The 12,885-nt window shown below is 72.7% G+C and carries 20 protein-coding genes; 11 read left to right on the forward strand and 9 right to left on the reverse strand.

The window, feature by feature from the left end; translation table 11 throughout:
- Positions 1–155: 155 nt before the first annotated feature.
- The 6 genes from IE99_RS0125785 to IE99_RS0125810 are packed head-to-tail and all read right to left on the reverse strand — an operon-like array spanning position 156 to position 3,798.
- Complete coding sequence (locus tag IE99_RS0125785) at positions 156–635, reverse strand: hypothetical protein (RefSeq protein ID WP_030176283.1); 480 nt, start codon at positions 633–635, stop codon at positions 156–158.
- A gap of 8 nt (positions 636–643) precedes the next feature.
- Complete coding sequence (locus IE99_RS0125790) at positions 644–1,006, reverse strand: response regulator (protein ID WP_030176286.1); 363 nt, start codon at positions 1,004–1,006, stop codon at positions 644–646.
- A 16-nt stretch (positions 1,007–1,022) separates the two neighbouring features.
- On the reverse strand, positions 1,023–1,484 hold the full coding sequence (locus tag IE99_RS0125795) for a chemotaxis protein CheX (RefSeq protein WP_030176289.1): 462 nt from the start codon (positions 1,482–1,484) through the stop codon (positions 1,023–1,025).
- Positions 1,481–1,858, reverse strand: coding sequence for a response regulator (locus IE99_RS0125800; protein WP_037560102.1), 378 nt, complete (start codon positions 1,856–1,858; stop codon positions 1,481–1,483). Before IE99_RS0125800 ends, IE99_RS0125795 begins: the two co-directional genes overlap by 4 nt.
- A 13-nt stretch (positions 1,859–1,871) precedes the next feature.
- Entirely contained in the window at positions 1,872–2,708 is an 837-nt protein-coding gene (locus IE99_RS0125805; protein ID WP_030176296.1) for a CheR family methyltransferase, read from the reverse strand.
- A gap of 4 nt (positions 2,709–2,712) precedes the next feature.
- Entirely contained in the window at positions 2,713–3,798 is a 1,086-nt protein-coding gene (locus IE99_RS0125810) for a protein-glutamate methylesterase/protein-glutamine glutaminase (protein ID WP_030176299.1), read from the reverse strand.
- Between the two features lie 194 nt (positions 3,799–3,992).
- Between IE99_RS0125810 and IE99_RS0125815 the strand changes: the two genes are divergently transcribed.
- Complete coding sequence (locus IE99_RS0125815; protein ID WP_030176302.1) at positions 3,993–4,250, forward strand: ribbon-helix-helix domain-containing protein; 258 nt, start codon at positions 3,993–3,995, stop codon at positions 4,248–4,250.
- Positions 4,247–4,669, forward strand: a complete 423-nt coding sequence (locus IE99_RS0125820; RefSeq protein ID WP_030176304.1) for a PIN domain-containing protein — start codon at positions 4,247–4,249, stop codon at positions 4,667–4,669. The genes IE99_RS0125815 and IE99_RS0125820 overlap by 4 nt, the downstream gene beginning before the upstream one ends.
- A 10-nt stretch (positions 4,670–4,679) precedes the next feature.
- Here IE99_RS0125820 and IE99_RS0125825 read toward each other — a convergent pair whose 3' ends face one another.
- Both IE99_RS0125825 and IE99_RS0125840 read right to left on the reverse strand, forming a co-directional pair.
- Positions 4,680–5,591, reverse strand: a complete 912-nt coding sequence (locus IE99_RS0125825) for an undecaprenyl-diphosphate phosphatase (RefSeq protein ID WP_030176319.1) — start codon at positions 5,589–5,591, stop codon at positions 4,680–4,682.
- A 313-nt stretch (positions 5,592–5,904) separates the two neighbouring features.
- Positions 5,905–6,762 carry a CDP-alcohol phosphatidyltransferase family protein gene (locus IE99_RS0125840; protein ID WP_051713249.1) on the reverse strand — a complete coding sequence of 286 codons (858 nt, stop codon included), beginning with the start codon at positions 6,760–6,762 and terminating at the stop codon, positions 5,905–5,907.
- Between the two features lie 144 nt (positions 6,763–6,906).
- Between IE99_RS0125840 and IE99_RS30730 the strand changes: the two genes are divergently transcribed.
- From IE99_RS30730 to IE99_RS29755, 3 genes are read left to right on the forward strand one after another with little or no spacing between them, the layout of a single operon-like run.
- A complete protein-coding gene (locus IE99_RS30730; protein WP_051713251.1) occupies positions 6,907–7,479 on the forward strand; it encodes a VldE C-terminal domain-containing protein in 573 nt (190 codons plus the stop codon).
- A gap of 59 nt (positions 7,480–7,538) precedes the next feature.
- Positions 7,539–7,739 carry a hypothetical protein gene (locus IE99_RS32815; RefSeq protein WP_051713253.1) on the forward strand — a complete coding sequence of 67 codons (201 nt, stop codon included), beginning with the start codon at positions 7,539–7,541 and terminating at the stop codon, positions 7,737–7,739.
- A 34-nt stretch (positions 7,740–7,773) separates the two neighbouring features.
- Positions 7,774–8,214: a DUF234 domain-containing protein gene (locus IE99_RS29755; protein ID WP_051713255.1), complete on the forward strand. Its 441-nt coding sequence runs from the start codon at positions 7,774–7,776 to the stop codon at positions 8,212–8,214.
- Here IE99_RS29755 and IE99_RS32145 read toward each other — a convergent pair whose 3' ends face one another.
- Positions 8,215–8,385, reverse strand: coding sequence for a hypothetical protein (locus tag IE99_RS32145; protein WP_157610493.1), 171 nt, complete (start codon positions 8,383–8,385; stop codon positions 8,215–8,217).
- 197 nt (positions 8,386–8,582) lie between these two features.
- Here IE99_RS32145 and IE99_RS0125860 point away from each other — a divergent pair, with 197 nt between their 5' ends.
- The 6 genes from IE99_RS0125860 to IE99_RS0125885 all read left to right on the forward strand — a co-directional run bounded on the left by IE99_RS0125860 (position 8,583) and on the right by IE99_RS0125885 (position 12,885).
- Complete coding sequence (locus IE99_RS0125860) at positions 8,583–9,005, forward strand: DUF5666 domain-containing protein (RefSeq protein WP_030176328.1); 423 nt, start codon at positions 8,583–8,585, stop codon at positions 9,003–9,005.
- A gap of 110 nt (positions 9,006–9,115) precedes the next feature.
- Complete coding sequence (locus IE99_RS0125865; RefSeq protein WP_030176331.1) at positions 9,116–9,316, forward strand: Flp family type IVb pilin; 201 nt, start codon at positions 9,116–9,118, stop codon at positions 9,314–9,316.
- Between the two features lie 73 nt (positions 9,317–9,389).
- Positions 9,390–9,779: a TadE/TadG family type IV pilus assembly protein gene (locus IE99_RS0125870; protein ID WP_030176334.1), complete on the forward strand. Its 390-nt coding sequence runs from the start codon at positions 9,390–9,392 to the stop codon at positions 9,777–9,779.
- Positions 9,767–10,870 carry a pilus assembly protein TadG-related protein gene (locus tag IE99_RS0125875; RefSeq protein WP_030176337.1) on the forward strand — a complete coding sequence of 368 codons (1,104 nt, stop codon included), beginning with the start codon at positions 9,767–9,769 and terminating at the stop codon, positions 10,868–10,870. Before IE99_RS0125870 ends, IE99_RS0125875 begins: the two co-directional genes overlap by 13 nt.
- Before the next feature lie 22 nt (positions 10,871–10,892).
- Positions 10,893–11,663, forward strand: a complete 771-nt coding sequence (gene cpaB, locus IE99_RS0125880) for a Flp pilus assembly protein CpaB (RefSeq protein WP_030176338.1) — start codon at positions 10,893–10,895, stop codon at positions 11,661–11,663.
- 19 nt (positions 11,664–11,682) lie between these two features.
- The gene (locus tag IE99_RS0125885; RefSeq protein ID WP_051713256.1) at positions 11,683–12,885 is read left to right on the forward strand and encodes a CpaE/TadZ family protein; all 1,203 of its coding nucleotides are present in this window, start codon (positions 11,683–11,685) and stop codon (positions 12,883–12,885) included.

Genomic DNA, 12,885 nt, shown 5'->3' on the forward strand with positions numbered 1-12,885 from the left:
CCTTGGTGTGGGACGGGGAAAGTCGAGCCCTCATCCCACCGGGTGCGGCGCCGCCGCGATACCGGGACACGGCCGATTTGGCGCAATCATTGCCCGCGCGAGAGAGAAGGCGCCGTCTCCCTGGGAAGGGGGACGGCGCCTTCGTGCGGCCGCGCTCAACCCGCGAGCGACAGCCAGAACCGGCCGGTGCCGTACCCGCCGATCTCGACCGAGAGGTCGAGGCGGGCGCCCAGCGCGAGGAGCCGGGCGGTGGCGTCCTGCGGCGGGACCTCACCGGGCATGAAGGTCTGGTGGAGCTTCAGGTGCGGCAGGTCCAGGTTGTTGAGCGTGCTGGCGAAGATGTTCAGCACCTCGCGGACGTTGTCCGCGAGCATCGGGCTCAGCTCGCCGTCCTCGACCGCCGCCTCGGCCCCGCCCTTGGGGATGAGGCCGATGGCGGCGCCCGCGAAGGCGGCGAGCGGCAGGTCGAGACCGGCCACCGCCGTCAGCTGCTTGGCGTTGTCGACGTACAGGGCGACGACGGCGAGACGGAGGTCGTCGGCCACGCACGGGTCGGTGACGCCGACCGTGACCGGCCGTCCGAGGAGGTCCTCGAACAGGTCCCTGATGTTTTTGGGAACGGGAATGGACGACATGGCTTGCCTCACCCCAGGATCGGGCTCAGGACGTCGGAGAACGTCTCGGCCGTGAACGGCTTGGTGATCAGGAAGAGTGCGCCGGCGTCCTCCGCCATCTTGCGCATCTCGTCGGTGCCCTCGGAGGTGACGAAGCCGAACGGCACGTTCACCCCGCCGGCGCGAAGCGCCCGCAGGCACTCGATACCGGTCATCTCAGGCATGTTCCAGTCCGACAGGACGAGGTCGGGCTTCTCGTCCGCGACCATGTCGTGGGCCTGCCGGCCGTCGGCGGCCTCGACCAGGTCGTGGCCGTCGAAGCCGGCCTGGCGGAGCGTGCGGGTGACGATCTGCCGCATGACCCGGCTGTCGTCGGCGATGAGGATCTTCATCGAATCAGGTCCTTTCCTACGCGGCTTTGCTCGCCCAGACGCTCACGGCGATGGGCTCCGATTGCCAGACGCCCTGAAGTCGGCAGACCTCGACGGCGGAGGGGTACTTGCTGGATTGCGGCTGTCCGCCGGTGATGACGTGCGGGAGGGAGAGCAGGCAGCCGTCCGGCAGCAGGCTCTTGACGTTCCCGCCGATCACGTTGACGAGCTCGCCGACGGCGTCGGCGACGTCGTCGCCGGTGACCTCGCCGGCCTCGATGCCCAGCAGGGCGGAGGCGGCCTGGCGGGACGCCTCGTGCGAGCAGGTGATGACGACGTGGCCGTCCCACGGGCCGCTGACGGAGATCGACGCGGCGACGTCGCTGGGAAGGGCGTCCTCGGGCACCGTGAGGAGCGGGTTGAGGCCCTCCGGGTCGAGGTAGGACTGCCACACCTGTTCGGTGATGGTCTGCAGGTCTTCGAGGGTGGGTGAGGTCATGAGGTGGTTCCACTCGGGACGAGGCCCATCAGGGCCAGCTTCTCGGTGATGGCATCGGGCGTGAACGGCTTGATGACGTACTCGTGGGCGCCGGCGGCGAGGGCCCGGACGATCTGCCCGTGCTCACTCTCCGTGGTGACCATCATCAGCGTCATCTGCCGGAAGCGCTCGTCCGCACGGACGGCGGTGACGAACTCCAGGCCGTTCATCTCCGGCATGTTCCAGTCGATGAGGGCCACTTTCGGCACCTCGTCAAGTGATTCCAGGGTCTCCATGGCCTCTCTGCCGTTTCCGGCTTCGTGGACCTCGAACCCCAGCTGCGTGACGATTCGGCGCAGGATCAGACGCATCGCGCGAGAATCGTCGATCACCATGGCGTGCACCGCGTCACCCCCTTCCCATTGCGTTCACGGGCGCGCCGGCCGCGGCGCGCGGACGGTACGCGGACGCGCGCCCGGCCACGACGCGGTCGAACCCGTCGTCGATTCCGATGGTGGTCTCGGCCGCTCCGAGGAACAGCCAGCCGTCGGGCCGCATGAGGCGACGAATGCCCCGCAGCACCGCACGCTTTGTCTCGATGTCGAAGTAGATAAGGACGTTCCGGAGGAACACGACATCGAACGGTTGGGCCGACGGCAGCGGTGCCGCCAGGTTCAGCTTCTGGAAGGTGATCTTGCGGCGCAGCGCCTCGGACACCTCCCATTCGGTGCCCGCCCGGTGGAAGTACTTCACCAGCAGCGGGACGGGCAGCCCTCGGTTGACCTCGAGCTGCGAGTACCTGCCCGCCTTGGCGCGTTCCAACATCTCGGACGAGATGTCCGTGGCGTGGATCTCGTACGGCATCCCCGCGTCCTCCAGCAGCATCGAGAGCCCGTAGGGCTCCTGGCCGCTGGAGCACGCCGCCGACCACACCCGCAGCCGGTGCGCGGGCGACCGCTGCGCCCGCATCTCCGGCAGCACGACGTCGGTGAGCGCGGTGAACGGCTCCCGGTCCCGCATCCACGACGTCTCGTTGGTGGTCAGCGCGTCCACGATCTGCTCGGCGAGCGCGCGCTCCCGCTGCGCCCGCGCGACGAACGCCGACACGCTGTCGGTGCCCGCGCGCCGCGACAGCGGCAGCAGCCGCGCCTCGACCAGGTACTCCTTACCGGTGTCGAGGACGATCGCCGCCTCTCGTCTGACGAGTCCGCTGACGAACGCGAACTCCTGGGTCGTCAGGGCCATCGCATCATCCTCGAGGTAGTGCCGTGCGGCGTCCTGCCACACGGGTCAGCAAGTGGTTGGAAATCTCGTTGAGCGGCAGGACCGCGTCCGCCAGCCCCGCCTGGGTCACCGCGCCGGGCATCCCCCAGACCACCGAGGTCGCCTCGTCCTGCGCGACGATCTCGGCACCCTTTCTGCGCAGCGCATCCGCTCCGCGCTTGCCGTCCTGGCCCATCCCGGTGAGGATCACGCCGAGCACGACGCCCGCCGGGTAGGCGGCGGCGACGGAGCGGAACAGCACGTCCACCGCCGGACGGCAGAAGTTCTCCGGCGGCCCCTGGTGGAGCCGCGTGTACACATCGGTCCTGCGGCGCTCCAGCTCCATGTGGTAGTCGCCGGGCGCGATGTAGACCGTGCCGGGGCGCAGCGCCATGCCGGCCGTCGCCTCCACCACGGTCAGCGCCGCCGTCCGGTCGAGCCGGTCGGCGAACATCTTGGTGAAGACCTGCGGCATGTGCTGCACCACCACGATCGGCACCGGGAACGACGCCGGCAGCGCCTTCACCACGGCCGTCAGGGCCTCCGGCCCGCCGGTCGAGCAGCCGACCGCGATGACCTCGGGGGTCCCGGTGCCGCCGCCCGGCGCGGCCGGACGCGCCGCCGCCGGCGGCGGACGCCGTATCGGCGCCGGCGGCCGCGCGGGCCGCACCGACCCGGTCAGCGCGTGGATCCGGGGAATGATCTGCTCCCGGACGCTCCTGATCGACTCGGTGACGCTGCCGACGTTCGCGGGCTTGGTGACGTAGTCGCTCGCGCCCGCCGACAGCGCCTCCAGCGTCGCCGAGGCGCCTGACGCGGTCAGCGTGCTGAACATGATCACCGGGAGCCGCGGATGCACCTTGCGGAGCTCGCGCAGCGTCGTCAGCCCGTCCATCACCGGCATCTCGATGTCGAGGGTGATGATGTCGGGCTTCAGCGCACCGATCTTCGACAGCGCGATCTGGCCGTTCGGCGCCGTGCCGACGACCTGGATCCCCGGATCCGAGCTCAGCGCGTCGACGATCAGACGCCGGACGACGACCGAGTCGTCGACCACGAGAACTGATACCACGCGAGGCCCTCCTGTGCCGTGGGGCGACCGACCCCGCACCCGGGGGCGGCCGCCTAGCTGTCCGGGCTCCTAATCGACAGCCCGCGCCCCGGCATAAGGATTCGTCCGCCCGCGTCGGAACCCCCGCTTCCCCCGAGGACCGTTGCCATACGATTCCCGGGCCGGTGCCATACGCGGCTGGTAGGATCGGGGGCATGGCTGAGAGTCCGAAGGTCACCGTGCGGCTCCCGCAGGACGTGAAGGACGCCGTCGAGGCCGCCACCGCGGGCACGGGGCAGAGCGTCACCGGCTACGTCACCGAGGCCGTCCTGCAGCGGGTCGACCGCGAGCGCCGCGCCCGCACGGCCCTGGACGCCCTGGGCCCGTTCACGCCCGAGGAACTGGAGTTCGCCGGCGAGCTCCTCGACGGTGGGCACCGCGTCGAGCCGGGGGGATTCCGCACCGCCTCATGACCTCCCCCCGACCGTCCGTCCCGGCGGGCCTTTCCGGCCGGGTCCTGGACACCCCCGCCATCGTCGACCTGGCGACCGGCCGCAGCCGGTACATGCGGGCCGTCGCCTACATCGCCGCGTCCCGCGGGGAGACCCTGGCCGTCCCCGCGGTCGTGCTCGCCGAGGCGTCCGCGGCCGTCGCCGACGAGGCCGCCCGGGACCTGCTCCGCCGCGCCGTCGACAGCGAGATCATCCTGGTCATGTCGCTGACCGCGGCCGACGCGATCAGCGCCGGGGAACTCGGCGGCAAGCTGCGCCTCTCACTGCCGGCCGCGCACGTCGCCCTGGCCGCCGCCGCCCGCCGCTGGCCGATCATCACCCGCGCCGAGGACGCCGAGACCTGGCGCAACCTCGGCTACGCCGTGGACGTCCTGCCCTGAGCCCGGGGCGTCAGCCGCCTATGTCGCCGCCGGCCGTGGGCTCCAGGACGCCCAGCCCGATGAGCACCAGCAGCACGGTGCCGAGGGCGACGCGGTAGCAGACGAACGGCAGGAAGCTCCGGGTGCTGATGAACCGCATGAACCACGCGATGACCGTGTAGCCGACCACCCCGGCCACCAGCGTCGCCACCAGGGTCGGCCCCCAGGAGACGTGACCGCCGTGTTCGCCGATGTCGGTCAGCTCGTACAGGCCGGAGGCCAGCACGGCCGGGATCGCCAGCAGGAAGGAGTAGCGGGCCGCCGCGGCGCGGCTGTAGCCGAGGAACAGCCCGCCGGTGATCGTCGCCCCCGATCGGGAGACGCCCGGGATCAGGGCCATGGCCTGGCATAGGCCGTAGATCAGGCCGTCGCGGACGCTGAGGTTCTCCAGTTCCTTGGGCCGGCGGACGCCGCGGTGCCGTCCGCCGCCCGTGCCCGGGCCCGTGGACGAGGCGTGCTCGGCGGCGCGGGCGGCCAGCCGGTCGGCCACGGCCAGCACGATCCCGAGCGTGATCAGGGTGAAGGCGATGAGCCGCAGGTCCCGGAACGGCCCGGTGATGTAGTCCTTGAGCGTCACCCCCAGCACCCCGATCGGCAGCGAGCCGATGATCACCAGCCAGCCCATGCGGGCGTCGGGGTCCTTGCGGGCGTCGGCGTCCACCAGGGACCGCGCCCACGCGCGGAGGATGCGCATGATGTCGGCGCGGAAGTAGATGAGCACGGCCGTCTCGGTGCCGATCTGCGTGACCGCGGTGAACGCGGCCCCGGGGTCGGGCCAGCCCGCCGCCACGGCGGTCAGCCGCAGGTGGGCCGAGGAGGAGATCGGCAGGAATTCGGTGAGCCCCTGCACCACGCCGAGGATGAGGGCTTCGATCCAGGACATCAGAGATTCGTCGTTTCGTTGTCGAGGGGGGTCGGTCGCGCCGCCGGGTCGCCGGATCCCGCGACGATCATCGCCGCGCCGGACATCGGGATGATAGTGCGCGTTCCGGATCAGATGATCGGGGAGCGGATGCCGTCCGGCGCCGGGGTGTCAGGCCAGGCTGCCGCGATCATCGCGGGTGAGCGGCCCGTCCGCCATGGGGGGGCGGTCCATCGGGAGGGGGTCGCCGGGAGCCCGGCACCGGTCGTCGATCGTCTGCGGCACACCGGCATCGTTCACCGTCCAGGTGAATGGCAGGTGAACGATCAGACGGTCAGCGGGTCTGGAGCAGGGTGGTGGTGGGCTCAGCCGGTTTTGGGACGGGCGGCTGGTTCTCCCGCAGGCGGGTGAACGTCCGGACGCTCAGGCAGAACTTGTAGATGAGGGCGAGCTCGAAGGTCAGGAGCATCGCGCCGGCGGCCGCGGTGACGGGGAGGATCAGGCCGGTCAGCGGTGCCACGATGAACACGGCCATCTGGAACTCGATGCCGCTGACCAGGTGGGTGCGGATGCGGTGGCGCAGCAGCGCGTCCCGGACCCGGATGTAGAGCGGAAAGCGGGACCGGAACTCCCGCTGCAGGTCGACGGCCTCCTCGTCGGGCTTCTCCTCGACGGCCTCCGCCGGGGCGGGTTCGCCCAGTTCGGCGAGCATGTGGCGGCGGACCTTGGCCATCTGCGGGCCGTTGACGTACCGGAACATGTCCAGCGCCAGGACGCCGAACGCCAGCCACAGGTAGCGGACCTGGCCCGTCACGGCGAACAGCCCGTTGGCGAGGGCGACCGCGCAGATGCCGTCTCGGACGCGGTCCAGCATGAAGTCGAGCCAGACGCCGAACAGGGAGCCGCTGCCCTTCAGTCGCGCGATCTTGCCGTCCACGCAGTCGAGGACGAACCCGAGGTGGTACAGCAGGGCGCCGATCATGAGCCAGCCGGAGGTGCCCTGCCAGAACGCGGCGGCCGCGCCGAGACCGAGACCGAACGCGGCGACGGTGATCTGGTTGGGGGTGGCGCGCGTCCAGTTCGCCAGCAGCCAGGCGACCCGGACGGCGACGGGGTCGACCAGCAGCACCGTCCACCAGGCGTCCTTGTCCTTGCGGGTCGCGCGCACGTCGTCCAGTGAGAACCTCGCCATGCACCCAGCATGGTGGCGCCGCGTGACCGGCGTGGCGCGCATCGCGACGATATGCGCAGCCTTGACCTTCCGTTTGCGCGATGGCCTCAACCGGGGCGGGCCCCCGCCGATGGTGCGGGGGAGAACCGCCTGGAAGGGGACGCTTTGACCGACGGCATCGCCGCGATCACCGCACGGATCGCCGAACTTCGCACGCGGCTCGGACAGGCCGCCCCGGCCGCGTCCACGAGCGCCTCGGGCGCCGCGTTCGCGGCGAAACTGGAGTCCGCCCGCGCCGCGACCTCGGCGGCACCGGCGACCGCGCCGGCGTCCACGACCCACGCGCACGAGTCGTCGCCCGTCACGGGCCGGTCCAAGCTGACCGGGCGGATGCGCGGCCTCATCAACGAGGTCGACCAGAGGTTCGGCCCGTTCCCCACGATCGGCGGCTGGCGCTCGGACGGCGGCATCGCCGGCGGCGGGGAGCACCCGCTGGGCCGCGCGGCCGACTTCATGCTCAGCTCCGGCGGCGCGATGCCGAGCGCCGCCCAGCGCGCCAAGGGCCGCGAGATCGCCGAATGGATCACGGACAACGCCGACCGACTCGGCGTCAAGTACGTGATCTACGACCAGAAGATCTGGAACCCCTCCCGCGCCGCCGAGGGCTGGCGCCCGATGGAGAACCGCGGCAGCGTGACCCAGAACCACTACGACCACATCCACGTCTCCGTGAACTGACGCCGGCCGACTTCGAAGACGGCTTTTGGTAGATTTCATCTATGTAGTAGAGATCTACTGTGGTCCTGGACGAGGTGCCGTGGCTGGCCGAGCAGGACGAGATTCTGACGCTGGGTCCGCTGAACGTGGCGGAGGTCGGGCGGGCCCTGGGGCTGGGGCCGGCGGACGCGATCGACGCCCATCTGGTGAGCGGCGGGCTGCCCGGCATCCTGCGGACGTGGCCGCACGGCATGCCCGTTTTTGTACCGGGTCGCCGATAGCAACCTGCGGCTGTATCTGGGGATACTGCGCGCCGTGCAGGAACAGGCACGGCGGGGACGTCCCGAGGCCGGGTTCCGGGCGGTGGAGCGGCGCTGGAGCAGCTGGCGCGGGCGGGCCGTGGAGCCGCTGGTCCGCGAGTCACTCGAGCTGGCCGCGCTGGACGGGGCGCTGCCCTGGCCGGATGCTGAAACGGTCGGTGGCTGGTGGAACCGGCGATTCGACCCGGAGGTCGATCTCGTGGGTGCCGACCAGGGGCCCGTCGCCGGGTCCGTGTTCTTCGCGGGGTCGGTGAAATGGCTCGGGGGAGCCTTCGACGGGCGCGACATGGCCGCGTTGCGGGAGGCGGCGGGCGCCGTGCCCGGGTTCGTGCCGGGAGAGTCCGGGCTCGTCGCCGCGTCCCTCGGCGGGGTGACGGCCGACGGGCTGGACCTGGCATGGGGGCCCGGGGATGTGGTGGGGGCCTGGCGGGTCTGATCAGCGGCGGACGAGGCGGTCTATCGCCTGGATGCCGAAGTGGGCGCCGAAGGTGCCGGCGGCGGCCTGCGCCGTGAAGGCGAGCAGGGGGGCGAAGCCGCCGCCGGTGAGGCGGTCGAAGAGGAACGCGGCCAGGGGGGCGGCGTTGGTGAGCACGGTGAGCTGGTTCATCGGGGGTCCTCCCAGGCGGCGACGTCCGTCCAGGGTGGTGTCCGGGGGTGCGGCCGGGCGGTGCGGCGGGGGTGCGGACGGGTTGCCGAGACCACACAAGAATTTTTCGGTTTCCGTTCCGGTGTTTTTCTCAGGGCCGGACGGGTGCGGCCGATGGACAGGCTGCATCAGTGTCGGGCTCTGAAGGAGAACCACCCATGAAACCGAGCATCAGCAAGGCCGCGGTCGTCCTGGTCGCCGGTGCGATGGCGATGGGCGTGCCGGCCGCGGCGGAGGCCGCACCCAAGGCCAAGGACGCCAAGTCCAAGACCGTCAAGGTCAAGAAGGCGAAGAAGCCCAAGAAGGCGACGCCGGTCACGGCCGTCGGCGGGGTCACCGTCGTGGACGGGGACGCGAAGACGTTCACGTTCCGCGTGAAGGCGGGCCACAAGTCGCTGCGCGGCGACGACGTCGTGGTGACGGTGACGTCCACCACCAAGATCGTCAAGGACGGGGCGAAGCGGGAGTTCGGCGTGCTCTCCGCCGGCGACGTGGTGACCGTCAAGGGCCTCAAGAAGGACGGCGGCCTGGCCGCCTCCCGCGTCTCGGTCCACGAGGTGGAGACCGAGCCCGCCGAGTGACCTGACGGCTTCCCGTCCGGGCTTCGGCGTACCCACAGCCGGACACCGTCAGTTACAGATCCCTCACCTGTGGTCATCACGGATGATCCGATCGTCATGGAGGACGAGTCATGCTTCTTCTCTACACGCACCTTCAGACCCTCCTCGCCGCTCGGCACGCGGCCGTGGCGGAGGACCGGGAGCGCGGCGCCACCGCCGTCGAGTACGGACTCATGGTCGCGCTGATCGCGGCCGTGATCGTCGGCACCGTGATCCTGCTCGGCCAGGGCCTGGACGTGAAGTTCAACGAGGTCCTCGACCGGATCGGCTGATCACGGCCGGCCCGGTGGGCGCGGGCGCGTCCACCGGGCCGGTGCGCGGGGAGGGGGCTGTCCGTTGGCCGGAGTGCGGAGACGGGACGACCGGGGCGCCGCGGCCGTGGAGACGGCGCTGATGCTGCCGGTGATCCTCTTCCTGCTGTTCGCGATCATCGATTTCGGGCGCATGTTCAACGCGCAGCTGACGGTGACGCAGGCCGCGCGGGAGGGCGCCAGGGCCGCGGCCCTCGGGCAGGCCGCCCAGCCGCGGGTCGCGTCCGCGGCGGGCGGCACCGCCCCCGTGTCCGCGACGGTCACCGCCTGCCCCATGGACGGCGGGGACGACGACGCCGTCGTGACGGTGACGCATCCGTTCACGTTCGTCACGCCGGTCGCCGGGCTCGCCGCCCTGTTCGGCGGGGGGCTCGACCGGCCGGTCACCCTGACGGGCAAGGGGGTCATGCCGTGCAGCGGCTGAGGGGCGGGGTCCGGCGCGGCGACGGCGGGGGCATCGCCGTGCTGGCCGTCGTGATGCTGGCCGGAGGCGTCCTGCTCGGGATGGCGGCGCTCACGCTCGACGTGGGCCAGATCTACGCCGAGCGGGAGGAGCTGCAGAGCGGCGCGGACGCGGCGGCCGTCGCGGTCGCCGAGCGGTGCGCGCTGCGGCCCGACACGTGCGGGCCGTCCCCGGCCGGGACGGCGGAGCGGTACGCCGACGCCAACGCCGCGGACGGGGCGTCCGCGGTGGAGGCGGTGTGCGGGGCCGGGCCGGGTCCGCTGCCCGCCTGCCCGCCGCCGGCGGAGAACTTGACGGCGTGCCTCGGCGACCCGCCGGCGACCGGCGGGTACGCGGAGGTCCGCACCCGCACCCGGCGGCCGGACGGGTCGACGCTGCTGCCGCCGATCCTCGCCGGGACCCTCCTCGGCGAGGAGGACCACGCGGGCGCGGTCGTGCGGGCCTGCGCGCGCGCCGCGTGGGGGCCGCCGCGGCGCGCCCGTGGCCTCGGCCTGACGGTGTCGCTGTGCGAATGGCGGGACGCCACGTCCGGCGGGACGGTGTTCGGGCCGCCGCCGCCGGGCGTCCCGGACGCGTCCGCCGAGGTCGTGCTGCGCCTGCACACGACGACGGCGGGCCGCTGCCCGGCCGGGCCGTCCGGTGGCGACACGCCGGGCGGTTTCGGCTGGCTGGACGACCCCGACGGCGGCTGCACCGCGCTCGTCGACACCGACGGCACCTACGGCGGCGACCCCGGCGTGGCGGTCTCGCGGGCCTGCGGGGACGCGTTCGCCGACCTCCGGGACGGCAGGCGGCCGGCGTTCCTGCCGATCTACGAGTCCGTCACCGGGACGGGCCAGAACACCCGGTACGCGATCGCCGGTTTCGCGCCGTTCGTCATCACCGGCTACGGGCTGCCGGGTCTGGAGCAGCCGTCCCGGCTGACGAGGCGGGCGCACTGCTCGGGGTCGGACAAGTGCGTGTACGGCTACTTCGTCCGCGCCCTCATGCCCGGCAAGGGCCGGATCGCCGGCCCCGACCTCGGCGCCGCCATCGTGACCCTGATCGGCTGACCTCCCGGAAAGGACCCTCCCTGTGAAGAGCCGCGTTCTGCTGTTCGTGGCCGCGCTGGCGCTGGCCGGCCTCGGCGCCGCCGCGATCATGGCGTACGTGTCCGGCGCGGACGAGCGGGCGGTCGCCGGGAAGCGCGCCGTGGAGGTCCTGGTGGCGGCGAAGGCGATCCCGGCCGGGACGAGCGGGGAGCGGCTCCGGTCCGGCGGCTACACCGAGCGGGTCCGGATGCCCGTCGGCACCGTGCCCGCCGACGCGCTCGGCGCCCTGAACGCCGAGACCGACGCGCTCGCCGCGACCGCCGAGATCAAGCCCCGGCAGCTGCTGCTGCGCGGGATGCTGGGCCGCCCGCAGCGCACCACCGGCGGCCTGGCCGTGCCGGACGGGAAGCTCGCCGTGACGGTCGAGGTGACCGCCGCCGCCGGGGTCGCCGGATATGTCCGGCCCGGTGCGCAGGTCGCCGTGTTCGACACCTTCAACGTGCTGAAGGGGCGTCCGGGCGTGCCGTCCGGTGACCGGCTCGCCGAGGGCGCCGAGAACAACCGGGCGACGCGGGTGCTGCTGCCGCGCGTCCAGGTGCTGGCCGTGGGCCCCCGCCCCGCCGCCGCGGCCGAGGAGAAGGGCGCCGAAGCGGAGGCCGGGCGGACCCTGCCGGTCACCGTCGCCGTCAACCAGGACGAGGCCGAGCGCCTCGTCCACGCCGCCCAGACCGGGACGCTCTACCTCGGCCTGCTGACCGACTCCGCCGACGTCCGTCCCGGGCCCGGCGTCGACAATCCCACGCTGTTCCGCTGACCCGGGAGGAGAACGCGCGATGACGGTGCTCTACGAGCCGCGACCGGACGCCGCCCGGGGCCTCGCCGCCCTGCTCGGCGGCGCCCTGTGGGCGGGCGACGCGGTGCGGGCCGCCGCGACGGCGGACGAGGTCGCGGCGCGGCTCGCCGCCGACCCGCGCGAGCCGCTCATCGTGGCGGGACCCGGCGCGCCGGCCGCGGACGCGCTGCGGATCGCCGCCGAGCTGCGGACCGCCCGGCCCTGGACGGGCGTGGTCCTGCTGTGCGCGGACGCCGACGCCGACCTGCTGCGGGACGCCCTGCGCGCCGGGATCCGGGAGATCGCCGACCCGCGCGACCCCGCCGGCGTCCGGGACGCGTGCACGCGGGCGCTGGAGGTGGCGCGGCACCTGGCGCCCCCGGCCGTCCCGGTCGGTGACACCGCCCCCGCCGGGGACGGGAAGATCGTCACGGTCGTGGGGACGAAGGGCGGCTGCGGCCGCACCACCCTCGCCACGAACCTCGCCGTGACCCTCGCGGCGGGCGGCGGGCGGGGCGTCCTCATCGTCGACCTGGACGTCCAGATGGGCGATGTCGCGGTCGCGCTCCAGCTGCACCCCGAACGCGGCATCGGCGACGCCGTCACCATGGCGGACCGCCTCGACGAGACCGGCCTGCGGTCCCTGCTCACGCACGCCCGGCCCGGCCTGGACGCGCTGCTCGCACCCGTCCGGCCCACCGACGGGGAGCACGTCGGCGGCGCGCTCGCCGGCGAGGTGCTGCGCCTGGCCCGCGGCATGTTCGACCACGTCGTCGTCGACACCCCCGCGCACTTCTCCGACCCGCTGCTCGCCGCGCTGGAGATCACCGACCACACCCTGCTGATGGCGGCACCGGACGTCCTGACCCTGAAGAACACCCGGGTGGCGCTGGAGACCCTCGACCTGCTGGGGCATCCGGCCGGGCGGCGGACCGTGGTGCTGAACCGGTCCGGGTCGCCGGTGGGACTGACGATGGACGACGTCGAGCACATCCTGCGGGTGCCGATCGGGGCGCACATCCCCTCCAGCGCGGACGTCCCCGCGTCCCTGAACAAGGGCGTGCCGCTGACCGCCGCGCAGCCCCGGCACGCGGTGAGCCGCGCCATCTCCGACCTCGCCGTCCGGCACCTGAACGCGGTGCCCGCCCCGGCCGCGTCCGGGCGCGGAAGGCGGCGGGGCCTGCGACGCAAGGAAGGTTCGTAG

The sequence above is a fragment of the Spirillospora albida genome, assembly GCF_000718255.1.
GTDB classification, from domain to species: Bacteria; Actinomycetota; Actinomycetes; order Streptosporangiales; family Streptosporangiaceae; genus Spirillospora; species Spirillospora albida.

What these genes read in the sequence shown, in the direction of transcription:
- IE99_RS0125805 (WP_030176296.1), bottom strand. Translation starts at nt 2,708, where the DNA reads ATGGCCCTGACGACCCAGGAGTTCGCGTTCGTCAGCGGACTCGTCAGA.
- IE99_RS0125815 (WP_030176302.1), top strand. Translation starts at nt 3,993, where the DNA reads ATGGCTGAGAGTCCGAAGGTCACCGTGCGGCTCCCGCAGGACGTGAAG.
- IE99_RS0125795 (WP_030176289.1), bottom strand. Translation starts at nt 1,484, where the DNA reads ATGACCTCACCCACCCTCGAAGACCTGCAGACCATCACCGAACAGGTG.
- IE99_RS0125885 (WP_051713256.1), top strand. Translation starts at nt 11,683, where the DNA reads ATGACGGTGCTCTACGAGCCGCGACCGGACGCCGCCCGGGGCCTCGCC.
- IE99_RS0125860 (WP_030176328.1), top strand. Translation starts at nt 8,583, where the DNA reads ATGAAACCGAGCATCAGCAAGGCCGCGGTCGTCCTGGTCGCCGGTGCG.
- IE99_RS0125865 (WP_030176331.1), top strand. Translation starts at nt 9,116, where the DNA reads ATGCTTCTTCTCTACACGCACCTTCAGACCCTCCTCGCCGCTCGGCAC.
- IE99_RS32145 (WP_157610493.1), bottom strand. Translation starts at nt 8,385, where the DNA reads ATGAACCAGCTCACCGTGCTCACCAACGCCGCCCCCCTGGCCGCGTTC.
- IE99_RS0125820 (WP_030176304.1), top strand. Translation starts at nt 4,247, where the DNA reads ATGACCTCCCCCCGACCGTCCGTCCCGGCGGGCCTTTCCGGCCGGGTC.
- IE99_RS0125790 (WP_030176286.1), bottom strand. Translation starts at nt 1,006, where the DNA reads ATGAAGATCCTCATCGCCGACGACAGCCGGGTCATGCGGCAGATCGTC.
- IE99_RS0125825 (WP_030176319.1), bottom strand. Translation starts at nt 5,591, where the DNA reads ATGTCCTGGATCGAAGCCCTCATCCTCGGCGTGGTGCAGGGGCTCACC.
- IE99_RS0125800 (WP_037560102.1), bottom strand. Translation starts at nt 1,858, where the DNA reads ATGGTGATCGACGATTCTCGCGCGATGCGTCTGATCCTGCGCCGAATC.
- IE99_RS0125785 (WP_030176283.1), bottom strand. Translation starts at nt 635, where the DNA reads ATGTCGTCCATTCCCGTTCCCAAAAACATCAGGGACCTGTTCGAGGAC.
- IE99_RS0125840 (WP_051713249.1), bottom strand. Translation starts at nt 6,762, where the DNA reads ATGGCGAGGTTCTCACTGGACGACGTGCGCGCGACCCGCAAGGACAAG.